This is a genomic window from Nonomuraea sp. SYSU D8015, assembly GCF_008065375.1.
Taxonomy (GTDB): domain Bacteria; phylum Actinomycetota; class Actinomycetes; order Streptosporangiales; family Streptosporangiaceae; genus Nonomuraea.
Genome location: NZ_VJYI01000006.1, coordinates 389,116 through 411,841, shown reverse-complemented (window position 1 = coordinate 411,841; position 22,726 = coordinate 389,116). Strand labels below are relative to the sequence as shown.

The window sequence follows — 22,726 nt, the reverse complement described above, 5'->3', positions numbered from 1 at the left end:
CTAGTGTGGTGCGGCGACAAGAGTCCGGCTCATTCGGCTCGAACGCGCAGAACGCGTAGGTCGTGCGCGCCGTCCGCGCGGGCCATCTCGTAGTAGAGCCACCAGTGGCCGTCGAGGATCAGCGCGTCGAGGTAGCGTACGGAGCCGCTGCCGTACGGGGAGGTCACCCACGGCCCGTACTCCGACAGCCGCCGCCAGCCGAACAGGTCGGAGGAGACGGCGATGCCGCAGCGCTCCTCGTAGTTCTCCGCGTGCGAGGCGGAGCCGTCGTAGAAGCCCACGTATCCCCCGCCGGGGATGGGGACGATGCTGTTGAGCCTGGCCTGGTAGCGGTCCCAGCCCGTGCCGACCGGCAGGACGCCGCCCCGCCAGGTGAACGACTCGCCGTCGAGGCTGGTGGCCAGGCCGGTGGGGTGCGTGGTGACGCCGGCGTTGTAGATGTCGGCGGTGGCGTGGGCGTCCGGGTGGGGGATCTCCAGCGGCTCGGCGTAGCTGGCGAACAGGTACGTGACCGGCCCGGCGCGCAGCACGTACGGGTCCTTGACGCCCTCGGTGCCGGTCGAGGCCGCGGTAAGGACCGGCCGGGCCCTGGCCACGTCGAACGCGGACGGGTGCCCGGCGGTCAGCGCGTCGATGCGCCACCGGTTGTCCGCCGGGTCCACGTACGACATGTAGAGCCGGAAGCCGCCGTCGTCGGCCGGCATCAGGCAGAAGCGCTCCATCGAGGGGGTGCCCAGTTCGTCCTTGTGCACCGACCACACGTCGGTGAAATCGACGCCGTCCTCGCTCACCGCGACCGCGCACTGCCAGCCGCGCTCCGACGCGGCGCCTCTGGGCCGGCGCCGCCGGTAGGTCAGCCAGAACCGCTCGCCATCGTGCAGTACGCCGGCGGCGCCCACCCAGTAGCCCTCCTCGTCCTTCTCGGGCGCGAGCACCACCGAGCCCGCCAGCGGATCGAACGCCGCGAGCGGAGCGTAAACACGATTAACCACAAGTCCTCCCTTCGTACAGGAAACAGTCCAAGGCAACGCTTGCCCCACCCACCACGCCGGCGTCGCCGCCGAGCGTCGGCCGCTCCACCCGTACCATGTCGCGCAGCACGGGGAACGCCTTGGCGCGCAGCGCCGCGCGCACCCGGTCGAACACCGGCTCCGGAGCCGGCCGGAAGATCCCGCCGAGCATGATCAGCTCGGGGTTGAGCAGGTTGACCGCGCTGGCCAGGCCGGTGGTCAGGTGGTCGACGAGGTCGTCCAGGAGGGCTTCCGGCAGCTCGGCGAGCGGGTTGGAGGGGCGGCGGCCGAGCTGCTCGGCGATGTACGGCTCCGAGACCACGGTCTCCAGGCAGCCGGTCGCGCCGCACGCGCACGGGCGGCCCTTCTCCAGCACGCGCAGATGGCCCAGCTCGGTGACCCCGTAGGCGCCGGGGCGGAAGGGGCGGCCGCCGATCACCAGGCCGGCGCCGACGCCCGTGCGGACGTACACGTAGAGGAGGGGGTCCGCGCCCTCCGTCTCCCCGTAGCGGCTCTCGGCCAGCGCCATGGAGCGCACGTTGTGGTCCACCACGGTCGGCACGCCCAGCGCGGCCTCCAGCAGGTCGGCGAAGGCCACCTCGCGCCAGCCCAGGTTGACCGACAGGACGTTGCGGCGGTGCGCGGGATCCACCGGCCCCGGGGCGGCGACCCCGATGCCGAGCAGCCGGTCGGCGGGCACGTCCGCCGAGAGCCCGGAGGCGGCCTCGGCGATCCGCGCCACGACCTGCTCGGGGCTCTCGGCGGCGAGGTCGAAGGCGAACGACGCGCTCCGGCGGACCTGGGCCCTGAGGTCGCACAGGCCCAGCTGAACCGTGCCGGCGCCGACCTGGACGCCGATCACGTGGCGGGCGTCCGCGCGGATCTGGATGCCGGTGGACGGCCGGCCGACCCGCTGACCGACGCCCTCCACGGCGCCCTCCGCGACCAGTCCCTCGTCGAGGAGCTGCCCGACCACCTTCGTCATCGTGGTGGCCGACAGGCCCAGCCGGCGCGCCAGGTCCGCGCGCGGCTGCGGGCCGTCGTCCCGCAGGCTGCGCAGCACGAGCCGGCGGTGGTGCCGCCGGACGTCCTGAACCGGCGAGTACCTCTGGTCCATGAGCGCCCCTTAAGTAACTACCGGTGAGAAAATAAGCGGTCACGCGACACCGGTCAAACGACGGGTGCCCCGCTCACCGCGTCCCGGCGAGCAGTTCCTCGAAGGTGGTCGCCGGGCGCCCGGTGAGGGCCGGGACGGCGTCGCTCACGCCTTCCAGCTCGCCGGCGGCGATCGCCAGGTAGGTGGACACCCACGCCTCGAGCTGCCACTCCGGCGCCCCGTACACCTGGCGGGAGGCGTACGCCTCCTCGAGGGTCTCGGGATGGTAGGCATAGGTGCGCCCGGTCGCCATGCTCAGCGTGGCGGCGACCTCGTCCAGGGTCAGCGCCCGCGGCCCGGTGAGATCGTAGGTCGCGCCCTCGTGCGCGCCCGGGTCGAGCAGCACCGCGGTGGCCGCGTCGGCGATGTCGTCCTGGGCCACGGCCGCCACCCGTCCCTGACCGGCCGGGCCGCGGATCACGCCGTCGTCGCCGGCCATCATGGGCAGGAAGTCGGCGTACAGGTTGTCGCGCAGGAAGGTGAAGGGCAGGCCGCTGTCGCGGATGTGCTGCTCGGTGGCCCAGTGGTCGCGCGCCAGCGTGAACGTGGCCGACGGCGAGGCGCCGTAGAAGGAGATGTAGACCAGGTGCGTGACGGCGGCGTCGCGGGCGGCGTCGACGAAGGCGCGGTGCCGGTCGAGGCGGTCGGCGCTCTCCGAGGCCGACACGAACAGCACGGTCGTCGCCCCGTCGAGGGCCCGCCGCATCGCCTCGGGGTCGCCGTAGTCGGCGCTGACCGCGCTCGCGCGGTCGAGCGGCGGGACGCGGCCGGCGCTGCGGGAGACGAGCCGCTGCTCGACGCCGGCCGCCGCGAGCCGGGCGGCGATCCTGCCGCCGAGCCGGCCGGTGGCGCCCGTGGTCACGATGAAGGCCATGCCGACAGACTAAGGGCGCGCCCCGCCTGGAGGGACCCGCCGCTACAGGTTGCTCTCACCGGCGCTGACCAGGCCGGTCTCGTACGCGACGACGACGGCCTGAGCGCGGTCGCGCAGGCCGAGCTTGGCGAAGATCCGGGCGACGTGGGTCTTCACCGTGGTCTCGCTGAGGCATAGCACGCCGGCCAGCTCCGCGTTGGACAGGCCGCGCCCCATCAGCGTCAGCACCTCGACCTCGCGTGGTGTCAGGGTCGCCAGGTCGGCGTGTCCGGCCGGGGCGGGAACGCCCGCGCGGTCGGCGGCGGCGAAGCGCTCCACCAGCCGCCGGGTGATCGACGGGGCCAACAGCGCGTCCCCGGTGGTGACCAGCCGCACGGAGGCGGCCAGGTGCTCGGGCGTGACGTCCTTCAGCAGGAAGCCGCTCGCGCCGAGGGCCAGCGCGGCGTAGACGTAGCGGTCGAGGTCGAAGGTGGTCAGCATGAGGACCCGGCAGCCCGGATCCTGCGCCAGGATCCGCCGGGCCGCTTCCAGGCCGTCCATGGCGGGCATGCGGATGTCCATGAGCACGACGTCCGGCCGCAGCTCCTGCGCCGCCGCCACCGCTTGTGCCCCGTCGGCCGCCTCGCCGACCACGTCGATGCCGCGCGTGGTGAGGATCAGCCGGAAGCCGCTGCGGATCAGGGCCTGGTCGTCGGCGATCAGCACCCGGGGCTCCCTCGTCATGGCCGCTCCAGGGGGAGGCGGGCGCGTACGCGGTAACCGCCGCCGAGGCGACGCCGGGCGTCCAGGTCTCCGCCGTAGAGCGCGACCCGCTCCCGCAGCCCCAGCAGCCCCCGCCCGGCCCCTCCGTCCCCGGCGCCCTTCCCGACGCCGCCGACGGCACCCGGGCCGCCGGGCAGGCCGTGGTCGTCAGTGAGGACGCTGCGGCCGGTGTTCAACACCTCCACCCGCAGCTGGTGCTCGGCGTAACGGATCGTCACCTCGACCTTCGCGCCTGGCGCCGCGTGCTTGAGCGCGTTGGTCAGCGCCTCCTGCACGATCCGGTACGCGGTCGCGTCCACGCCCGGCGGCAGCGGCCGCGGCTCCCCCGAGATCCGCACCTCGGCGGGCAGCCCGGCGAAGGCGAACCGGTCGATCAACGTGCTGAGCCGAGCCAGCCCCGGCGACGGATCGGCGGGCGAGTCGTCGTCGCCGTCCGGGGAGGGGGCGAGCAGGCCCAGCAGGTGGCGCAACTCGGTCATGGCGGCACGGCCCGCGCCCTCCACGGCCTGGAGCGCCGCCTCGGCCTCGCCGGGCATGGTGGCCAGCACTTCCCTCGCGGCACTCGCCTGGACCACCATGAGGCTGACGTTGTGGCTGACGATGTCGTGCAACTCCCTGGCGATCCTGGCCCGCTCGGCGTCGACCGCCGCCCTGGCGGCGCTCTGCCTCTCGCGTTCCAGGAGCCGGCCGCGCTCCTCGATGGCCGCGCGGTGCCGCCGCCGGGACCGTATGAGGAGCAGGCCCAGCCAGCCCGCGACCGCGGAGAGCGCCACCACGGCGGTGATCAGGCCGTACGTCACGCCTTCACGATCGCAGACCGCTCCGTGATCCGCATCAGCCCGCGAGCCCACTGCCGTACATCCACGGGATGATGGTGCGGCGGGATTGCATCCCGGGAAGGATGCCCCGCCCCCAGGTCCGCTCATAGCCTCCTCTCATGTCCAACGAGAGCACCGTCGCGGGCTCGGCGACATCAGACACCGTCGCGGACCCGGCGACATCAGACACCGTCGCGGACCCGGCGACATCAGACACCGTCGCGGACCCGGCGACATCTGACCAGGTCGTCGTGCGACTCGACGCGGTGAGCAAGCACTACGGCGAGACTGCGGCGTTGGAGGGCGTCTCGCTGGAGATCCGGGCCGGCGAGGCGGTCGCGGTGATGGGGCCGTCGGGGTGCGGCAAGTCGACGCTGCTCAACATGATCGCCGGGCTGGACCGGCCGACCTCGGGGACGGTCACCGTCCGCGGCGAGGATCTGGGGCGGCTGGACGAGACGGGGCTGGCGCTGTTCAGGCGGCGCGGGATCGGCATGATCTTCCAGTTCTTCAACCTGATCGACGACCTGCCCGCGCTCGACAACGTGGCCCTGGCCGCGCAACTGACCGGCACGCCCGCCGCGCACGCCCGCAGGCGCGCGCTCGAACTGCTGGACGAGCTCGGCATCGCCGACCGCGCCGGCCTCTATCCGGCCGTGCTGAGCGGCGGCGAACGCCAGCGCGTCGCCGTCGCCCGCGCCCTGATGAACCGGCCCGCCGTGCTGCTGGCCGACGAGCCGACGGGGGCGCTGGACAGCCACACCGGCGAGCAGGTGATGGACCTGCTGCTCGACCTCCACCAAATCGGCCAGACGCTCCTGCTGGTGACCCACGACCGGCGGCTGGCCGAGCGGTGCGCGAGCCGGCTGGTCGAGCTCTCCGACGGCCGGGTGACGGGCGAGCGGTCCCTGGAGCGGACGCCTTGAACGCCGGCGAGCGGCTCCACGGCTCGGCGCACGCACGCGACCGCCGCGGCGAGGGCACGACCAGCACGAGCCGCACCGGAAACGGACGACGCCGTGCGAGGGAGAGCGGAATCCTCCGTGATCGGCTGGAAGGCGCCGGGGCGGTGTGGCGGGTGGCGATGGCCGGGGTGCGGCGGCGCCGGTTCCAAAGCACGGTCCTGGGCGTGGTCGTCCTGTGCTCGAGCGTGGCGATCGTGGTGGCGCTCGGCCTGCTCGAGGCCTCCTCGGCCCCTTTCGACCGCACGTTCGCCCACCAGCGCGGCGCGCACGCGGTGGCGGCGTTCGACCGCACGGCGGTCTCCGACGACCAGCTGGTACGGGCGGCCGCTCACCCGGCGGTGGAGGCCGTGGCGGGACCTTTCGGCCAGGCCGTCATCACCGTGGCCGACACCGGCGACGTGCCGCCGGGCCCGCTCACGGTCGTCGGCCGCGCCGACCCGGGCGGCCCGGTGGACCGGGTGAACCTCTGGGCCGGCCGCTGGGCGACCGCCCCGGGGCAGATCGTGCTCGACCGCCCGGCCGAGCCCCTCTTCCTCGACCTGATCGGCGCCACGGTCCAGCCGGAGGGCGGGCCGAAGCTCACGGCCGTCGGACTGGCCTCCAGCGTGAGCAGGACGGCCGAGGCCTGGGTCGCGCCCACGCAGATCCAGGCCCTGCGCCCGACCACCACCCAGTTGCTCTACCGCTTCGCCGGCCCGGACAGCGACGCCGACCTGCGGGCGGCGATGGCGGCGAGCACGTCGGCCCTGCCCGCGGGCGCGCTGCTCGACTGGCGGTCGTACCTGACGGTCAAGCGGGACGTCGCCCGCACGGCCTCCGCCTACCTGCCCTTCCTGACCGGATTCGGCATCCTGGGCCTGACGGTGGCGGTCCTCATCGTGGCCAATGTCGTCGGCGGCGCGGTCGTGGCGGGGCGGCGGCACATCGGCGTGCTCAAGGCCCTGGGTTTCACCCCCAACCAGGTCGTCGCGGTGTACCTGATCATGGTCCTGGTGCCCGGGTTCGCCGGTTGCCTGGTCGGCACGGCGCTCGGCGGCCTGGCCGCGCAGCCCCTGCTGCAGTTCGTCTTCGAGGGGCTCGGGACGGCCATCGGCCTGGGCGTCGGCGTCTGGGTCCACGTGGCCGCGCTGCTCGGTGTGCCCGCCGTGGTGGCGCTGGCCGCGCTCGTCCCGGCCTCGCGGGCGCACCGGATGTCCGCCGCCCGGACGATCAACGCCGGAGCCGCGCCCGGCTCGGCCCGCGGCCGGCGGGTCCAGCACCTGCTGGCCGGGGCACGCCTGCCGCGCGCGGTCGGCCTGGGGCTGGGCCTGCCGTTCGCGCGTCCGGGACGCTCGGCGCTGACGCTGGCCACCATCGTGCTCGGCGTGACCACGGTGACGCTCGCCTCGGGCCTGTCCCGCTCGATGATCGTGTACGGGGACACGGCGCAGCGGGCCGGCCACGTCCATACGGTGATCCATGTGGGCCGCCCCGACCAGACCCGGCCGGTGCGCGACGACGCGGGGATCGAGGCACTGCTGCGTTCCCTGCCCGGCACGCGGCACGTGGTCGCGGACGCCTGGATCGACGTGCGGCTGGCGGGACGGCCGGACCGGATCATGGCCCAGTTCCTGCGTGGGGACCTCCGGGCGCGGGGCGACGTGATCGTCCGCGGACGCCCCCTGTCAGGCCCCGGCGAGGTCGTCGCCCCTTCGGCGTTCATGAGCAAACGCGGGCTCCGGATCGGCGACCGCCTCATGCTGGAGCTCGACGGCGGCCGCACGTCCGCCACGATCGTGGGCGAGGCCATGGACACCGCCGCCGACCTGATCATGGTGAGCTGGCCGACGCTGACCGCGCTCGACCCCCGCCTGCGGCCCACGCAGTACGAGGTCCAGCTGGCCCCCGGCGTCGGCGTGGAGGCGTACAACGCGGCGGTCAAGGCGGCCGACCCCGGCCTGTACCCGGCCGCGAAGTCGCAGGTCGACACCAACAGTGTGGCGATCATCAGCGCCACGTCGATCTTCACCCTGCTGCTCGGCGCGGTGGCGGCGCTGGGCGTGTTCAACACCGTACTGCTCAATACCCGGGAACGCCGCCGGGACCTGGGCGTGCTCAAGTCGATCGGGATGACCCCCCGCCAGGTGACCGTGATGATGGTGACCTCCATGGCGGCCCTGGGCGCGGCGGGCGGGCTGCTGGGCGTCCCGCTGGGGGTGGGCGCGCACCGGCTGATCGTCGAGGCCATGTGCGCCGCGGCAGGGCTCACGACGCCGGGCTTCCTGCTCGACGTGTGGCGGGCCTGGGGGTTGGTCGTGCTCGTCCCGGCGGGGGTGGCGATCGCGATGCTGGGCGCGTTCCTTCCGGCCCGCTCGGCCGCCAGGTTGACCATCGCGGAGGCACTTCGTACGGAATGATCGCGCCCTTGCCCAGGTCGGCGAGGGTGTTAGCTGCGCCTTCGTCAACAATTCGATGTCCTGCGGGGACCCCGAGACCGAGGAGCGGCATGGGACCGGATCGAGCGGTGGCTCGGCGCGCACGCCTAGGCCACCCTGCGCAAGCCGCAGTTCGGCGCCGAACCGCAGGCTTCTGGGGCTAGCCGGAGCTGAGCCACGGCTGGTGGCACGGCGACCTGATGCCCTTCCGACGCCCGGCTCAGAGCGCGAACGCCGCCTTGGTCCAGGTGTACTGGGCCTCCAGCACGTCTCCCAGCAGGTCGAACAGCGCTCCGTGCGGCTCCCCTTCGACCCGCGTCGGCGCGGCGTGGGCGCCGGACGGGTCCCGCTCGGCCATCAGCAGCACCTGGGCGCCCTCGCGGTCGACGGCCAGCGCCACCGAGGCCTCCCGCGCGTCGACGCAGGCCTCGGCGTCGCCGGGGCGGTAGTAGCCCTCGGCCAGGTTGGCCCACAGGGCGCGGGCGGCCTCGCTGTGCTGCGGCGCGAGCGCCCTCGCCGGGACGACCATCACGATGGCGTCCACCCGCATCGCCGCCGCCACCCGCCGGCGCGACTCGTCGAACGCCTCCGGCGGCGGCACCGGCTGCGCCCTCATGGACTCGGCGGCCGCGCTGAGCAGGGTGACCAGGTCGACGTCCGCCCGCTGGCCCATGTCGTACTGCAGGTAGCCGACCAGCGGGAACGGCGGATCGGGCAGCGTGTTGTAGCCGAGGAACATCCTCAGGTCGTCGTGGCCGCCCGACGGAGTCGTCAGCGCTCCGTGCGCCACCTGGCCCAGCCCTCCGCTTCCGTGATCAGGCAGGCGATTGGCCGATTGCAACATTGCCATGCACAGATTGTGGCACGGCCATTACCGAATGTTGCGAGAAGAGCCCAACTCGACCGCCGGACTGCCCGCACTCAGCTCCGCCGCCCCCTGTGGCGCACCAACGCCGACGAGCCATGAGTCCTGCTCGCGCCGTTCGCATGGCGGGACACCGACCAGCATTGGTACTGCTGGGACATCGACCAGTGCGGCTCGGACGCAATCGTCGCGGCCGGGGTCTTCGCGTCATCGGAGGAAGCGCTCGCCGAGTGGCGGACGGCCGTCGGCCCGGTGGCGGCGGCAGGAGCCGAGCCTGTCGTCGATGACTTCGCCGCCTGGCTTGCCGCCCGCAAAGGCAGCCGACCGGCCAGGGAGGACATCGGCACCCTGGCCGACAGCTGGGCCGGCGTCCGCGGCCCCTTCTCGTACGTGTGCTCGCCTCACCGGATCGAGCACACGGCCGTCCTGGTCGGGGACATGTATCTGGAGGAAGACGCCAAGACGGCCCTGGGCTTGCTCCCGGAGTGGGTCGACCGGTGCATCGAGCGTTCGGGGCTCTCCGGCGAGCCGGCCGACCGTTCCCGCGTGGCCGCACGGAGCAACAGCCGGGGCGGGGACCAGCGGCGAGGAGTTCCGCCGCGCGGAATGACGATCTTCCCAAGCGGGCGCACCTCCGGACGGGGATCGGCGCGCGGCAGACCGGATTGTGCGGACAACGCGGGGCGTGGCCTCGGCCGTGTCCTCATGCCGTCGCTCCGACGTAAGCTTCACCGGTGACCGCGGAAGAGATCGGCCGGCCGGCCGACGTGGAATCCGTCCTGTCCCGGCATCGTTCCGCCTCCGTCACGGTCGTCGGCTGGGAGCCGGTGCCGCCTTGGGCCGTGGTGCGGGCGCGGCTGGACGGCGCCGAGCGGGTGATCGTCAAATGGACGCGACCACACGTCAACGGGTCCCGAACCATCTCGTGGCGGACCCGCACCGAGCTGGCCGCGCTGCGCTTCCTCTCCGATGATCTCGGCCTCGGCCTGGCGCCCCGCGTCCTCGCCGCCGATCTTGCGGCCGGGCTCGTCGTGCTGGAGGACCTGGCCCCCCGCACGCCGCTGGATCAGCTGCTGCTCGCGGACGGCGCCGCCGCGCACGCCGATCGCCTGGCCGCCTTCGCCCGCGCCCGCGGCGAGCTCAACGCCGCCACCGCCGGCCGAGCCGCGACGTACTACGCCCGCAGGGCCGCTCTCGGGCCGGTCGCCGTCGCCGAGGACCGCTTCGGGCGTTTCGTCGCCCACGAGGCCGAGGGTCGCAGGCAGGCCGCCGCCCTCGGCGCGCCGATCACGGGCGAGGCCGAGCACGAGCTGGCCGCCGCACTGGCGGAGCTGGCCGAGCCGGGGCCGTTCCTGGCGCTGAGCAACGGCGACCCGGAGGCCAACAACGTGCTCGTGAACGCTTCGGGCGACCCGGACGCGCGCCTCATCGACTTCGAGTTCGCCGGCTACACCCACGCCCTCCACGACGCCGTCTGCCTGCACGTCCCCGGCCCCGCCTGGCTGTCGGTCCGCGACGATCCCCTTGCCGCCGAGTATCGCCGCGCCCTGACCCGCGGCGTGCCCGAGGCCGAGGACGACCGGCGGTACGGCTTCGGTCTGGCCGCGGCCTGCGTCTCGTTCGCGCTCCGCCGGTTGGAACGCCTCCTCACTGTCGACGCCCGCGCCCCCGGCGACCACAGCCGCCCGCAGCTGGTCGCGACCCTCGAGGCCACCGCCCGTACGGCCGAGGCCCACCGCGTTCTGCCGCACCTCGCCGGGTGGGCCCGGCGAGGGGCCGCCCTGCTCCGCCGTCGCTGGCCCGACGCGGACCTGGACCTCGACGCCCTCCCGCCCTACACGCCCCGCCTGCGCTGAACTTGTCCCCATGTGGACAATCGTGTCAACCCAGCGTCCCCGCCTCTCGTCCCCTCAAGTGCACCATCTGCCGCAAGGAGAGCCACCGTGCGCGTCCACCTGATCGCCCCGCTCGCCGCCCTGCTGTTATCGCACGCCCACGCGGCGACCGTGGTGCCGTACGAGTGCACCACGATCGCCACGGGTGAGAAGCAGGAGATCAGGATCGACGTGGTGCTCACGGTCCCCGCCACGGTCGGGAGGCGCGAGAACCTGACGATCGGCTGGACCGGCTCCTACGCCGGAGCCGACGAACTGCTCGCGCCCACGACCGGCCTGGACGGGGGACTCAACCTGTACGCCTACGCAGGCATCAGCGACATCCGCGGCCTCACCTCGGCCACAGGCGTGGCACAGCTCGGCACGGTCACCCCTGGAGCGCCCATCCCCCTCCCCACGACGACCGTCAATCTGACCACGACGACGCCCGACAGGGACGATGCCGGCACGGTGCACGCGGCCGCCATCAACTTCGGCCCCACCCCTCAGGAGCCCGTGATCGAGTGCGAGGTCAAGGACAGAGGCGCCCTGACGGAGTACCCCCTCGCGGTCGGCGAGGGCGCCGCGACGACCACGCCGAGCCCGGACACCAGCGAGACGGACGACGAGGACGGCGAGGACACCACCACGACGCCGGAGCCGGACGACACCGTCACGGCCACCGTCACGAGGACCCCGGCCGGCGGAGCCGACACCGGGGCGGGCGGCGAGGCCGGGCCCGACGGGCGGGCGTTGGTGCTGGTCGGCTCCCTGCTGGTCCTCTTCTCCTCGGCCACCGGTCTCGTGCTGCGCGGGCGCTCGCGACGAGCTTCCCAGCAGTGACCCGCACGCCCTTCGGCCGGGGCCACGTCACCGTCCCGGCGGATGTTCCAGGTCCCTGGCGAAGGCGGCGTGGGCGTCCTCCAGCCGTCGCTCCATGGCCGCGAACGCGGCCTCGTCCACGGTGGTGTCGACACCGGCCTCGGCGATCAGGTCGCCGGCCTGCCGCGCGCAGTCGTCCTGCGCCGCGTTGACCGCGCGCAGCAGCTCCGCGGCCAGCTCATGACTGGCCATCCGCATCACCCGCGGGTCCAGCTTGATCGAGTCGATCCGGCCGGAGGCGTCGGCGCCGACGACGATCCGCCCGCCCGCCGCGGTGCCGGTCCCGCGTACCTCGCCGAGGCGTTCCTGCACGTCGGCGAGGCGGTGCAGGGCCTGTTCCGCCTCCCGCGCCACGCGCTCCAGGTCCTCCGGACCGATACCACCGGGATCGAGCACCATACGCCCCCTCCGCGACGTCTGTAACAAAGATCACTACTGTCCCTTGACATTACTCCATACGCTCATTCAGCGTTAACCAGACGTTTCGCTTTCCGCACACAGCGGACATGTCAAGGGGGAGATCATGGCGCAGGACATCCACGTCACTTCCAAGACCATCGCCGACATCCAGCGAAACCTCCGCGAGTACGTCATCCCGGGCCTAGAACGGCTCAAGAGCTCCGTCGACAGCACCCACGTCCCCTTCCCCGGCTTCGGCACCCTGGGGTTCGTCCTGGTCGGCAAGTACGACAGCGTCCGCGACGACGTCAAGGGCCACGTCGACGAGGCCATCAAGACGATCGGTGCGTGGATCGACGCCCTGGAGACCATCAAGACGAACTGGCGCGCCGCCGAGGACGCCAGCACCGTCGTCTACCAGTGACAGGAGGACCCATCCCATGCCCTATGCCGCGCTCCATGCCAAGGCCGCGCTCGACGACCTCAAGCTGGCCGCCAGATCGGCGCCGGCCATCATGGTGGGCGTGACCATCGCCACCACGGCGCTGGCCAACCTCCCGGCGATGGGCGACGCGAAGGCCAACTGGAACTCGCTGGCCAAGGCCCTGGAGGTGGAATACCCGGGCCTCATCGGCAACGCCGTCTTCCTGTCCAGGGCGGGCTGGATCGCCGACGACCGGGAGGCGTTCCTCGACGCGGCCAGCGTGTTCGGCGGCGACCTGCAGAAGCTCAGCGGCCTCTGCTACAACATGGAGTCGCAGGTCGACCAGGTACGCGACGCCTACGCGCTCTACTGGATGCAGATCGGCATTCTAGCCGCCACCGTCCTCGGCTACCTCGTCGCCTGCCAGGCCATGAAGCTCACGCCCCACCTGCGCGCCGTCGGCGAGATCCTGCTCAACCGGCTCTCTCTGCTGACCAACTCCATGATCGCCCAGAACACCAAGGTGCTGTACGGTTTCCTGGCGGTGGCGGGCGGCACGCTCGCCACCAGCTCGCAGTCGCTGGGCCAGCTGTTCAACATCCAGCCGACGGAGGGTGCCGCCATCAACTTCGAGCGCGCCGTCATCTCCACCACGCCGCCTTCCGTCTACCTCGCCCCGAAGCGCGAGCTGCCGGCCAAGCCGAAATAGGGGGAATGACGCGCAGTATGCCGAAGAGAGCGTTAGGCGTCCTGCTGACCGCCGTGCTCGCGGCCACCGCGACACCGGCGTCGGCGCCGCTCCCCCGAAGACCACCGTGTACGTCTCGCCGGACGGCAGAGACGGCGCCACCGGCACCCGCGACGACCCGTTCGCCACGATCGCGGCGGCCCGCGACGCCCTGGCGGGCCGGACCTCCGCCCGCGACCGAGGCACCGTCTACCTCCGCGGCGGCGTGTACCGGACGTCCAGGACCATCGAGCTCGACGGCGCGCACCACTCCTACGTCACCTACGCCGCCCACCCGGGCGAGCAGGTGGAGCTCGCCGGGGTCACCACGCTCGCGCCCGAAAGATTCCGCAAGCTCAGCGAGGTCCCGGACGAGCCGAAATGGTCGTCGAGATCCCGCGTACCCGAAGCGGCCTTACCCCACGTCCACGTCTACGACCTGGGCGCCGACGGCATCCCCACCGGACAGATCAACAAGAACGGCTTCAACTGCCATCGTGGTGCCGTCCGGGGTCTTGTCGGAGACGTAGTCGCGGGCGCCCTTCGGGGCCTCCTTGACGGTCAGATGGGTTTTGTCCAGCTTCGCAGCGCCGTTCGGATAGACCTTCGCCCCCGAGCTGATCACCGACGACACGGCTCAGACGCTGGCGCACCGTCTACACCGCCGTCGACCCGGCCGTCTCCGCCCGCTCCGCCACCTGGGCCCCGCCCTCCGCCGCGGACGCCGACCACACCAGGTACGAGACCGACGGCTGGCTGTCGGGCTATTTCGGCAACAACTACGCCAACGACCGCGTCCGCATCGACTCCGTCGCCGTCGGCGAGCTGCGCACCCGCTACCCCACGATGTACGCCGCCACGGACAAGTGGACTTCCTGCGTGGCCCAGAACGTGCTGAGCGAGCTGGACGCCGAAGGCGAGTACTACATCGACCGCCACCAGGGCCGCAACACGCTCTACTACCCGCCCGGCGGCACCGTGGCCGGCAAGGAGATCAGTCTCACGTCGTTCGACGCGCCGTTCTTCCAGCTGGAGAACGTGAAGGGGGTGACCCTCAAGGGCCTCAGGCTGAACGGCACCACGGGCACCGGCGTCCGCCTCCTCGACGCCGAGGAGTGCGTCCTCGACGGCCTGGAGATCCTCAACGTCAGCATGGACGCGGTCGCCATCGGCGAGGCCGACGACGCGATCACCGCCGTCGCCGAATACCGCACGAGCAGGGGCGGCCACCGCAACAAGGTGATCAACAGCCGCCTGCACGACCTGGGCGGCGGCGGGGTGTTCGCGGCCGGCGGCGACCGCGACTCGCTGCGCCGCGGCGACCACGTCGTGGCGCACAACGAGATCTACGACTTCTCGAAGCTGGCCACCTACACACCCGCCGGCTACATGTACGGGGTGGGCAACGTCTTCCGCCACAACCACGTCCACGACGCGCCCCACATGGCCATCCAGATCATGGGCAACGACATGGAGATCAGCCACAACAGGTTCGAGCGGCTCGTGACGCACGCCTCCGACCAGGGCGTGATCTACTCCGGCCGGGACTACACGTACCTGAACGACGTCGTCGCCTACAACCACTTCAAGGACATCGGCGCGGCCGGCAACCAGGCCGTCTACATGGACGACGGGATGTCCGGGATGGTCGTGCACCACAACGTCTTCGAGAACGTCCAGCACGGGTTGTTCTTCCAGTCGGGGCACGGCAACGTGGCGCGGGACAACGTGTTCAAGGACGTGAGGTACATCGGCCACGACAAGATCTACCACGAGAACGCGCTTCCGGTGCCGAACGCGAAGGTCGTGATCGAGCGCTTCAACGACATGCTGAAGGTCGGCGACGGCACCGGCTTCGCGAACACCCGGGAGAACGTCGAGCGCTGGTACCGCCACTACGGCAGGCAGTACCCGAACATCCGCGACAACGTCAAGAAGGACAATGCCGCCGCGTTCGCCTTCGACCGGCCACCGGGAAATTCGACCCGAAGACCACTCCGCTGAACACCACGCCCGGCTTCGGCCCGAAGTGGGTGCGGGAATGGAACAGGCATTTCACCCTGGACGGGATCGGCCCGCCCATGACCACTGCTCAACAACGCGGTTGAGCGCTTCGGCGGGGAAAACGACGACGGGCACCTTCGAAAAGAAGGTGCCCGGTCAAAATGCGAGGTGCGCCGCCAGGGACTCGAACCCCGGACCCGCTGATTAAGAGTCAGCTGCTCTGACCAACTGAGCTAGCGGCGCCTTGCAGAGAGGAATATACCGGTGATCCCGATCCTGGTCGAATCGGTATCCGGCGGACCCGTGACGCTAGAATAAAGTTCCGCCCCGAGCTCCGGCAGACAGGATCATCGATGTTCGACTCGCCCGCCGACGTGACGGAGCGGCTCGCCGCTGTCGACTACCTCTCCGACGACGCCATCTCCACCTCGGTGTTCCTGGCCGCGGCGCTGGGCAAGCCGCTGCTGGTCGAAGGGCCGGCAGGGGTCGGGAAGACGCAGCTGGCCAAGGCGGTCGCGCTGGCGACGGGCGCCCGGCTGATCCGGCTCCAGTGCTACGAGGGGCTCGACGAGGCCAGGGCGCTGTACGAGTGGAACTACAAGAAGCAGCTGCTCAGGATCCAGGCCGCCGGCGTCGACGACGACATCTTCAGCGAGGAGTTCCTGCTGGAGCGGCCCCTGCTCAAGGCGATCAGGTCCGCGAGCCCCACCGTGCTGCTCATCGACGAGACCGACAAGGCCGACGTGGAGGTCGAAGGGCTGCTGCTGGAGCTGCTGTCGGACTTCCAGGTGACGATCCCCGAGCTGGGCACCATCGCCGCGACGCGCAGGCCGTACGTCGTCCTGACCTCCAACGCGACCCGCGAGCTGTCCGAGGCGCTCAAGCGGCGCTGCCTCTACCTGCACCTCGAATATCCGACGCCCGAGCGCGAGCGCGACATCGTGCTCACCCAGGTGCCGACCATCCGGGCCGAGCTGGCCGAGCAGCTCGCCAGGACGGTGGCGACGCTGCGCGCGCTGGAGCTGAAGAAGGCCCCTTCAGTGGCCGAGACCGTTGACTGGGCCAACACGCTGCTGGCGCTCGGGCGCGCGGAGCTGGACGAGGCGACCGTGGCGGGGACCCTGGGGGTGGTGCTGAAGCACGCCTCCGACCAGGCGCGGGCGGTCAAGGAGCTGGGGCTGCCCGATGCCTGACTCGCTGGTCGACCGGCACGTGGGCTTCGTGCGCGCGTTGCGCGAGGCCGGGGTGCCCGTGTCGGTGGCCGAGGGGCTCGACGCGGCGAACGCGCTGCGGGTGATCGAGCTGGCCGACCGGGAGTCGCTGCGTGCCGCCTACGTGGCGACGCTGGTCAAGAAGCCGGCCCACCGGCCCGGCTTCGACGTGCTGTTCGACCTGTGGTTCCCGGCGGTGACCACCGGCCTGCACGCCGAACGCCCGGACGAGGCGATGAATCCCGAGACGGCCACCGTCGAGGAACTGCGCGACCACCTCGCCGGCCTTCTCACCGACGGCACCGAGGCGGAGATGCGCGCGTTCGCCCAGGCCATGGTCGAGCGCTTCGGCCGCCAGCCGGCGAGCGCGGGCCGGCAGAACTGGTTCTCCTACAGCGTCATGCGTGCCCTGTCGCCGGAGACCCTGATGGCCCGCATCCTGCGTGAGGCCCTCGCCGGCCGGGAGCGCGGGGGCCTGGCCGAGAAGACCGTGCGCCGGCGGGTCGACGCCGGGGTCCGGCGCTTCGAGGAGGCCGTGGCAACCGACGTGCGCCGCCGCATCGCCGAGGACTCCGGGATCGAGCGCATCGCCCGCTCCGCGGTACGCCCTCCGCTCGACCAGGTCGACTTCCTCCGCATCACCAAGGCCGACCTGGCCCGGCTGCGCAGGGAGGTCCATCCGCTGGCCAGGCGGCTGGCGGCGCGGCTCACGATCAGGCAGCGCAAGGGCCGTCGCGGCCGGCTCGACTTCCGCAGGACGATGCGGGCCTCGCTGCAGAGCGGCGGCGTGCCGCTGACCACCCACTTCCGGCCGCCCCGCCCGCGCAAGCCCGAGCTGGTCATCCTCTGCGACACCAGCGACTCGGTCTCGTCGTTCGCGCACTTCACGCTGCTGCTGACGTACGCGCTGAGAGAGCAGTTCACGAAGGTGCGCGCGTTCGGCTTCGTGGACACGGTCGACGAGATCACCAGGTTCTTCGCACCGGGCTCCGACGTGGTCGAGGCCATGACGCGGCTGGCGAACGAAGCCGACATGGTCCGCTTCGGCCGCACCAACTACGGCCACGCCCTGGCGCGCTTCGCCGAGCGGTACGGCGAGGCCATCGGCCCGAAGACCTCGCTGCTGATCCTCGGCGACGCCCGCTCCAACTACCAGCCGCCCGCGCTGGACGTGCTCAAGTCCTTGGCGTCCAAGGCCCGCCACGCCTACTGGCTCAACCCGGAGCCGCGGTCGCAGTGGGACACCGGCGACTCGGTGGCGGGCGACTATGGCACCGTGGTCCCGATGTACGAGTGCCGCAACGTCGCCCAGCTCACCGCCTTCATCGAGACGCTGGCCTGAGCAGGCATCAAGCCGCTGCCTTGAGCTTCAGCAGCTCCCTCGTAGCGGTGCGGGTGAGGACCTCGATCTGCTCGTCGGTGTAGATCCGGCCCTCGGCGGCCTTGATCACCTTGGCCGTGAGGCGCGGCTTGAGCAGCGTGAGCCCCTCGGCCACGAGGATGCCCCCCTTGGGCATGTCGCCGCAGTGGACCGCGAGCATGGGGGAGATCGTGACCGGGATGCGCGTCTCACGGGTCAGCACCTCAGCGAACGCCTCGGCGGCGTCCACGAGACCCTTGGCCGTCTTGGAGCCGTACTTCTCTCCGAAGAACAGCCGCCCGGCGTACGAGGCGATCTCGGTGTCAGGGCTCCAGGACTCGTTGTCGATGATCCACACGCCGGCCGGGCCGATCACCAGGTGGTCGATGGAGGCCTGGCCGCGGATCGCGCGGCCGTCGAGGACGACGTAGCCCTGCCGGCCGAGCGACCTGCGCAGATGCCTGGCCGTGATCACCTCGCCGCGCTTCGCCCCACGCCAGACCGCCGTCGCGTGGAAGGAGCGCCAGTGGAAGTACCAGTCTCCCCCGGCCACCAGGCCGGCGAGGAGGAGACCGATGAACGGCGCGGCGCCTGTGAGATCGAACCTGATCGCCAGCGCGATTCCGATGACCAACCCCACAGCGGCCTTGACGTACCTGGACCTGCGCCGGTTCTCGGCGTCCTCACGCCAGAACTTCTCGTACCACCACTGCGGGGAATTTCCTGTGTACTTCTCGCTTGGCTGCACGTAGATAGAGCCACCGGGCACGGCAAACTCCCCGAATGAGTTGATGAGATAAAGGATCTGCCACGCCGAAGATCCCTCGCCGGTCAAGGGATACCCGTTCCTCAACCAAGGCAAGCCTAAGGTGAGGTGATTGGCACCGGCAAGGCGGGGCGCAACCGACCAGTCGGTATGCTGAGCCCGTGACGCATGTGAGAGAGGAACCGGTCAGACAGCGACTGCTGGCCGAGGCAACCCGGCTGTTCGCCGAGCGCGGGTTCGAGGGCACCAGCGTGCAGGAGATCGTCGTGGCGGCCGGCGTCACCAAGGGCGCCATGTACCACTATTTCGACTCCAAGGACGACCTGCTGCATGAGATCTACGCCCGCGTGCTCCGCATGCAGATGAACCGGCTGACGCAGATCGCCGAGGGGCCGGGCTCGCTCAAGCAGCGCCTGCACCAGGCCGCGGCCGACGTCGTGGAGACCACGACCGCGAACCTCGACGACTCCAAGATCTTCTTCAGGTCGATGCACCTGCTCGCCCCCGAGACGCAGAAGACCGTGCGCGCCGAGCGCCGCCGCTACCACGAGCGCTTCCGCGGTCTGGTGGCCCAGGGCCAGCGTGCGGGCGTCTTCAGCGACAAGGTCCCCGCCGAGTTGGTCGTCGACTACTTCTTCGGTTCGGTGCACCACCTGGGCACGTGGTTCCATGCGGAAGGGCCGCTGACCGGCGCCCAGGTGGGCAAGCATTTCGCCGACCTGCTCCTCGCCTCACTCGGGGCCGGGGACGTCGACGAGTGAGGCCAGCGCCTCGCGGTGGTCGCCGGGCGTGCCCAGCGCGATCTCGGCGGCTTTGGCGCGCTTGAGATAGAGATGCACAGGGTGCTCCCACGTCATCCCGATCCCACCGTGCAGCTGCAGCGCCTCCTCGGCGGCGTGGACGGCCACGCCGGCGTTCCACGCCTGGGCCACGGCCGCGGCGACGGGTGAGGAGTCGGCGACCGCGTGCCTGGCGGCGGCCCTGGCCCTGACCACGTCGAGCCACAGGTCGGCCAGCCGGTGCTTGATCGCCTGGAAGGAGCCGACGGGGCGGGCGAACTGGTGGCGCTCCTTGACGTACGCGAGCGTCGTGTCGAGACACCATTCGGCGATCCCAAGCTGCTCGGACGCCAGCAGCGCCGCCCCGGACCACAACACCCCTGCCAGGTCGCAGGCCCCGACCCGCCGGGCCTCGCACCGCTTTAGGGTGACCGTGGCGACCGGCCTGGTCAGGTCGAGCGAGGGCACGACCTCGACGGCGGCCCCCTCGACCGCGTACAGGTCGCCGTCCACCGGCACCAGTAGCACGTCGGCCACCTCCGCCCCGGCCACGCCGGTGACGGTCCCGGACACCCGCCCGTCCTCCAGCCGCACCGACGACCCGCGCGACGGCCGGTACGGCGAGGCCGCGAACGACACCGCCAGCGCCGCCGTGCTCCGCCCCTCGGCCAGCTCGCCGAGCAGGGCGTCCCCGGTGGGCAGCAACGCGCAGGTGGCCAGCACCGAGCTGGTGAAGAACGGCACCGGCGCCACCGCCCGGCCGAGCTCCTCCAGCACGACCGCCACCTCGCGGGCCGACGCGCCGGCCCCGCCGTGCTCCTCCGGGACGAGCAGTCCGGCCACCCCGATCTCGCCGGCGAGCGTCTTCCACAGGTCCAGGTCGTAGGGGTCGGACTCGATCCGCTTCAGCACCGCGGCGGGCGGGCAGCGGTCGGCGAGCAGCGTTCGCACCGCCGCCCTGAGCTCCTCCTCCACCTCCGAATACAGCAGTGTCATCGCGGCAGGTCCTTCCAGGGCACGTCCTTGTCGACGCGGGGTTCCGAGGGCAGGCCGAGCACCCGCTCGGCGATGATGTTGCGCAGGATCTCCGACGTGCCGCCCTCGATCGAGTTGCCCTTGGCCCGCAGGTAGCGGTAGCCGGGGCCGCGGCCGTAGAAGTCGACGTCCTCCGAGCGGCGGAACGTCCAGTCGTCGTAACCGAGATCCCGCCCGAACTCGACGTCGAAGCCGGACAACGCCTGGTTGAGCTTGGCGAACGACAGTTTCATGCCGGATCCCTCGGGGCCGGGGTGCCCCGCGGCGAGCTGTTCGCGCAGCCGCGCCCCGGACAGGCGCGTGACCTCCGCCTCCACCCAGAGCGACAGCAGCCGCTGGTGCAGGTCGTGGGTGCGGAGCTCAGGGTGCTCCCGCCAGGCGTCGAGCACGGGGGCCACCATGCCGCCGCCCCGCCGCACGGGCGCGCCGCCGATGGCGACGCGCTCGTTCATGAGCGTGGTCTGCGCCACCCGCCAGCCGTCGCCGACCTCGCCGAGCCGCAGCTCGTCGGGGAGCCGCACGCCGGTGAGGAAGACCTCGTTGAACTCGGCCTCGCCGGTGATCTGCCGCAGCGGCCGCACCTCGACGCCGGGCGCGTGCATGTCGCAGACGAAGTACGTGATCCCGCGGTGTTTCGGCACGTCAGGATCGGTACGGGCGACGAGGATGCCCCACCGCGCGTGATGGGCGCCCGACGTCCACACCTTCTGGCCGTCCACCACCCATTCGTCCCCGTCCCTGACCGCCCTGGTCCCGAGCGTGGCCAGGTCCGACCCGGCGCCGGGCTCGCTGAAGAGCTGGCACCAGATCTCCTCACCCGTCCACAGCGGGCGCAGGAACCGGCGCTTCTGCTCCTCCGTCCCGAACGCCAGGATCGTCGGCGCCGCCATGCCCAGCCCGATGCCCTGCACGCCGAGGTTGATCTGCGGCGTGCCGGCCAGCTCGCGCTCGACGACCTGCTGCAGCTCCCTGGCCACCCCGAGGCCGCCGAGCCCCTCGGGGAACCACACCCAGGCCAGACCGGCGTCGAACCTGGCCCGCAGGAACTCCAGCCGGTCTCCGTCCGGGTCGTGCGCGGCCAGGAACGCCGCGGCCCGCTCCTTGATCTCCGCCTCGTTCACATCCACCTCTTGAGCTCGCGATAGGCCAGCGACCGCTTGTGCACCTCGTCGGGGCCGTCCGCCAGGCGCAGCGAGCGGGCCCCGGCCCACAGCGCGGCCAGCGGGAAGTCCTGCGAGACGCCGCCCGCGCCGTGCACCTGGACGGCCTTGTCGAGGATCCACTCCACGGTGATCGGGGTGGAGATCTTGATGGCCTGGATCTCGGTGTGGGCGCCCTGGTTGCCGACCGTGTCCATGAGCCAGGCGGTCTTGAGCACGAGCAGGCGCAGTTGCTCGATCTTGATGCGGGACTCGGCGATCCAGTCCTGGACGACGCCCTGCTGCGCGACGGGCTTGCCGAAAGTGGTCCTGGCCAGCGCCCGCTTGCACATGAGCTCGACCGCCCGCTCGGCCATGCCGATCAGGCGCATGCAGTGGTGGATGCGGCCGGGGCCGAGCCTGGCCTGGGCGATGGCGAAGCCGCCGCCCTCCTCGCCGATGAGGTTCTCCACCGGGACCCGCACGTCCTCGAACACGATCTCCGCGTGGCCGCCGTGGTCGGCGTCGGTGTAGCCGAACACGTGCATGCCGCGCTTGATGTGCAGGCCGGGCGTGTCGCGCGGGACCAGGACCATGCTCTGCTGGCGGTGCTTGGGCGCGTCGGGGTTCGTCTTGCCCATGACGATGAAGATCTTGCAGTTGGGGTTCATGGCGCCGGAGATGAACCACTTGCGGCCGTTGATGACGTACTCGTCGCCGTCGCGGACGATGGACGTGGCGATGTTCGTGGCGTCGGAGGAGGCCACGTCGGGCTCCGTCATCGCGAACGCGGAGCGGATCTCGCCGTCGAGCAGCGGCCGCAGCCATTCCTTGCGCTGCCACTCGCTGCCGAACATGGACAGGACCTCCATGTTGCCCGTGTCGGGCGCGGCGCAGTTGGTGGCCACCGGGGCGATGGCCGGACTCCTGCCCATGATCTCGGCCAGCGGTGCGTACTGCAGGTTCGTCAGCCCGGCGCCGTGCTCCCCCGGCAGGAACAGGTTCCACAGGCCGCGCTTCCTGGCCTCGTCCTTGAGGTCGGCGATCAGCGGCGGAGGGCTCCAGCCGCTGGTCGCGGCCTGCTCCTCGAAGGCGGGCTCGGCGGGGTAGACGCATTCGTCCATGAAGCGCAGCAGTCGCTCGCGCAGGTCCTCGGTGACCTTGTCGAAGGCGAAGTCCATGACGTGAGCCTACCGACCGGCCGGTATGACTGTCGACAGGTGGTTCCCGGCAAAAAGCGGCATGTGGCCATAATCGTGATT

At 71.5% G+C, this 22,726-nt stretch carries 22 protein-coding genes and 1 tRNA gene; 10 read left to right on the top strand and 13 right to left on the bottom strand.

What is annotated here, in order from left to right; translation table 11 throughout:
- Positions 1 to 29: 29 nt before the first annotated feature.
- The 5 genes from ID574_RS27110 to ID574_RS27090 form a co-directional block, all read right to left on the bottom strand.
- Positions 30 to 992, bottom strand: a complete 963-nt coding sequence (locus ID574_RS27110; protein ID WP_223167095.1) for a hypothetical protein — start codon at positions 990 to 992, stop codon at positions 30 to 32.
- Positions 985 to 2,127, bottom strand: a complete 1,143-nt coding sequence (locus ID574_RS27105) for an ROK family transcriptional regulator (RefSeq protein WP_188191775.1) — start codon at positions 2,125 to 2,127, stop codon at positions 985 to 987. The genes ID574_RS27110 and ID574_RS27105 overlap by 8 nt, the downstream gene beginning before the upstream one ends.
- A 73-nt stretch (positions 2,128 to 2,200) precedes the next feature.
- Positions 2,201 to 3,040, bottom strand: coding sequence for an SDR family oxidoreductase (locus tag ID574_RS27100; RefSeq protein ID WP_188191774.1), 840 nt, complete (start codon positions 3,038 to 3,040; stop codon positions 2,201 to 2,203).
- A 42-nt stretch (positions 3,041 to 3,082) separates the two neighbouring features.
- Complete coding sequence (locus tag ID574_RS27095; RefSeq protein WP_188191773.1) at positions 3,083 to 3,763, bottom strand: response regulator; 681 nt, start codon at positions 3,761 to 3,763, stop codon at positions 3,083 to 3,085.
- On the bottom strand, positions 3,760 to 4,602 hold the full coding sequence (locus ID574_RS27090; RefSeq protein WP_223167094.1) for a sensor histidine kinase: 843 nt from the start codon (positions 4,600 to 4,602) through the stop codon (positions 3,760 to 3,762). The genes ID574_RS27095 and ID574_RS27090 overlap by 4 nt, the downstream gene beginning before the upstream one ends.
- Positions 4,603 to 4,739: 137 nt before the next feature.
- Here ID574_RS27090 and ID574_RS27085 point away from each other — a divergent pair, with 137 nt between their 5' ends.
- Together ID574_RS27085 and ID574_RS27080 are read left to right on the top strand one after the other, a co-directional pair.
- Entirely contained in the window at positions 4,740 to 5,546 is an 807-nt protein-coding gene (locus tag ID574_RS27085) for an ABC transporter ATP-binding protein (RefSeq protein WP_188191771.1), read from the top strand.
- Positions 5,543 to 7,981 (top strand): ABC transporter permease, encoded by a 2,439-nt coding sequence (locus tag ID574_RS27080; protein WP_223167093.1) that lies wholly within the window; start codon positions 5,543 to 5,545, stop codon positions 7,979 to 7,981. The genes ID574_RS27085 and ID574_RS27080 overlap by 4 nt, the downstream gene beginning before the upstream one ends.
- A gap of 238 nt (positions 7,982 to 8,219) precedes the next feature.
- On the opposite strand, the gene ID574_RS27075 is transcribed toward ID574_RS27080, so the two are convergent.
- A complete protein-coding gene (locus tag ID574_RS27075) occupies positions 8,220 to 8,849 on the bottom strand; it encodes a hypothetical protein (protein WP_188191770.1) in 630 nt (209 codons plus the stop codon).
- A 749-nt stretch (positions 8,850 to 9,598) separates the two neighbouring features.
- On the opposite strand from ID574_RS27075, the gene ID574_RS27070 reads away from it, so the two are divergent.
- A complete protein-coding gene (locus ID574_RS27070; protein WP_188191769.1) occupies positions 9,599 to 10,720 on the top strand; it encodes a phosphotransferase in 1,122 nt (373 codons plus the stop codon).
- An 87-nt stretch (positions 10,721 to 10,807) separates the two neighbouring features.
- Complete coding sequence (locus ID574_RS27065) at positions 10,808 to 11,581, top strand: hypothetical protein (RefSeq protein ID WP_188191768.1); 774 nt, start codon at positions 10,808 to 10,810, stop codon at positions 11,579 to 11,581.
- Positions 11,582 to 11,608: 27 nt separating this feature from the next.
- Here ID574_RS27065 and ID574_RS27060 read toward each other — a convergent pair whose 3' ends face one another.
- The gene (locus ID574_RS27060; RefSeq protein ID WP_188191767.1) at positions 11,609 to 12,019 is read right to left on the bottom strand and encodes a YbaB/EbfC family nucleoid-associated protein; all 411 of its coding nucleotides are present in this window, start codon (positions 12,017 to 12,019) and stop codon (positions 11,609 to 11,611) included.
- Positions 12,020 to 12,143: 124 nt separating this feature from the next.
- Between ID574_RS27060 and ID574_RS27055 the strand changes: the two genes are divergently transcribed.
- Together ID574_RS27055 and ID574_RS27050 are read left to right on the top strand one after the other, a co-directional pair.
- Positions 12,144 to 12,443: a hypothetical protein gene (locus ID574_RS27055; RefSeq protein ID WP_188191766.1), complete on the top strand. Its 300-nt coding sequence runs from the start codon at positions 12,144 to 12,146 to the stop codon at positions 12,441 to 12,443.
- Positions 12,444 to 12,459: 16 nt separating this feature from the next.
- Positions 12,460 to 13,152, top strand: coding sequence for a hypothetical protein (locus ID574_RS27050; protein WP_188191765.1), 693 nt, complete (start codon positions 12,460 to 12,462; stop codon positions 13,150 to 13,152).
- Positions 13,153 to 13,585: 433 nt separating this feature from the next.
- Here ID574_RS27050 and ID574_RS27045 read toward each other — a convergent pair whose 3' ends face one another.
- Positions 13,586 to 13,804, bottom strand: coding sequence for a hypothetical protein (locus ID574_RS27045; protein ID WP_188191764.1), 219 nt, complete (start codon positions 13,802 to 13,804; stop codon positions 13,586 to 13,588).
- 245 nt (positions 13,805 to 14,049) lie between these two features.
- On the opposite strand from ID574_RS27045, the gene ID574_RS27040 reads away from it, so the two are divergent.
- Positions 14,050 to 15,174: a right-handed parallel beta-helix repeat-containing protein gene (locus ID574_RS27040; protein WP_188191763.1), complete on the top strand. Its 1,125-nt coding sequence runs from the start codon at positions 14,050 to 14,052 to the stop codon at positions 15,172 to 15,174.
- Positions 15,175 to 15,343: 169 nt separating this feature from the next.
- Here ID574_RS27040 and ID574_RS27035 read toward each other — a convergent pair.
- Positions 15,344 to 15,417: transfer RNA gene (locus tag ID574_RS27035), tRNA-Lys, on the bottom strand.
- 110 nt (positions 15,418 to 15,527) lie between these two features.
- Here ID574_RS27035 and ID574_RS27030 point away from each other — a divergent pair.
- Together ID574_RS27030 and ID574_RS27025 are read left to right on the top strand one after the other, a co-directional pair.
- Complete coding sequence (locus tag ID574_RS27030) at positions 15,528 to 16,367, top strand: AAA family ATPase (protein ID WP_188191762.1); 840 nt, start codon at positions 15,528 to 15,530, stop codon at positions 16,365 to 16,367.
- Positions 16,360 to 17,727 carry a vWA domain-containing protein gene (locus ID574_RS27025; RefSeq protein WP_188191761.1) on the top strand — a complete coding sequence of 456 codons (1,368 nt, stop codon included), beginning with the start codon at positions 16,360 to 16,362 and terminating at the stop codon, positions 17,725 to 17,727. The genes ID574_RS27030 and ID574_RS27025 overlap by 8 nt, the downstream gene beginning before the upstream one ends.
- 7 nt (positions 17,728 to 17,734) lie before the next feature.
- Here ID574_RS27025 and ID574_RS27020 read toward each other — a convergent pair whose 3' ends face one another.
- Positions 17,735 to 18,514, bottom strand: coding sequence for a nuclease-related domain-containing protein (locus ID574_RS27020; protein WP_188191760.1), 780 nt, complete (start codon positions 18,512 to 18,514; stop codon positions 17,735 to 17,737).
- A 158-nt stretch (positions 18,515 to 18,672) separates the two neighbouring features.
- Between ID574_RS27020 and ID574_RS27015 the strand changes: the two genes are divergently transcribed.
- Entirely contained in the window at positions 18,673 to 19,272 is a 600-nt protein-coding gene (locus ID574_RS27015) for a TetR/AcrR family transcriptional regulator (protein ID WP_188191759.1), read from the top strand.
- Here the strand turns inward: ID574_RS27015 and ID574_RS27010 are convergent.
- The 3 genes from ID574_RS27010 to ID574_RS27000 are packed head-to-tail and all read right to left on the bottom strand — an operon-like array spanning position 19,243 to position 22,645.
- Entirely contained in the window at positions 19,243 to 20,286 is a 1,044-nt protein-coding gene (locus ID574_RS27010) for an acyl-CoA dehydrogenase family protein (RefSeq protein ID WP_188191758.1), read from the bottom strand. The two genes, ID574_RS27015 and ID574_RS27010, sit on opposite strands and share 30 nt — an antisense overlap.
- On the bottom strand, positions 20,283 to 21,446 hold the full coding sequence (locus ID574_RS27005; RefSeq protein ID WP_188191943.1) for an acyl-CoA dehydrogenase family protein: 1,164 nt from the start codon (positions 21,444 to 21,446) through the stop codon (positions 20,283 to 20,285). The genes ID574_RS27010 and ID574_RS27005 overlap by 4 nt, the downstream gene beginning before the upstream one ends.
- Complete coding sequence (locus ID574_RS27000) at positions 21,443 to 22,645, bottom strand: acyl-CoA dehydrogenase family protein (RefSeq protein WP_188191757.1); 1,203 nt, start codon at positions 22,643 to 22,645, stop codon at positions 21,443 to 21,445. Before ID574_RS27000 ends, ID574_RS27005 begins: the two co-directional genes overlap by 4 nt.
- Between the last annotated feature and the right edge of the window lie 81 nt (positions 22,646 to 22,726).

What these genes read in the sequence shown, in the direction of transcription:
- ID574_RS27105 (WP_188191775.1), bottom strand. Translation starts at nt 2,127, where the DNA reads ATGGACCAGAGGTACTCGCCGGTTCAGGACGTCCGGCGGCACCACCGC.
- ID574_RS27100 (WP_188191774.1), bottom strand. Translation starts at nt 3,040, where the DNA reads ATGGCCTTCATCGTGACCACGGGCGCCACCGGCCGGCTCGGCGGCAGG.
- ID574_RS27095 (WP_188191773.1), bottom strand. Translation starts at nt 3,763, where the DNA reads ATGACGAGGGAGCCCCGGGTGCTGATCGCCGACGACCAGGCCCTGATC.
- ID574_RS27085 (WP_188191771.1), top strand. Translation starts at nt 4,740, where the DNA reads ATGTCCAACGAGAGCACCGTCGCGGGCTCGGCGACATCAGACACCGTC.
- ID574_RS27075 (WP_188191770.1), bottom strand. Translation starts at nt 8,849, where the DNA reads ATGGCAATGTTGCAATCGGCCAATCGCCTGCCTGATCACGGAAGCGGA.
- ID574_RS27060 (WP_188191767.1), bottom strand. Translation starts at nt 12,019, where the DNA reads ATGGTGCTCGATCCCGGTGGTATCGGTCCGGAGGACCTGGAGCGCGTG.
- ID574_RS27055 (WP_188191766.1), top strand. Translation starts at nt 12,144, where the DNA reads ATGGCGCAGGACATCCACGTCACTTCCAAGACCATCGCCGACATCCAG.
- ID574_RS27050 (WP_188191765.1), top strand. Translation starts at nt 12,460, where the DNA reads ATGCCCTATGCCGCGCTCCATGCCAAGGCCGCGCTCGACGACCTCAAG.
- ID574_RS27030 (WP_188191762.1), top strand. Translation starts at nt 15,528, where the DNA reads ATGTTCGACTCGCCCGCCGACGTGACGGAGCGGCTCGCCGCTGTCGAC.
- ID574_RS27025 (WP_188191761.1), top strand. Translation starts at nt 16,360, where the DNA reads ATGCCTGACTCGCTGGTCGACCGGCACGTGGGCTTCGTGCGCGCGTTG.
- ID574_RS27010 (WP_188191758.1), bottom strand. Translation starts at nt 20,286, where the DNA reads ATGACACTGCTGTATTCGGAGGTGGAGGAGGAGCTCAGGGCGGCGGTG.
- ID574_RS27000 (WP_188191757.1), bottom strand. Translation starts at nt 22,645, where the DNA reads ATGGACTTCGCCTTCGACAAGGTCACCGAGGACCTGCGCGAGCGACTG.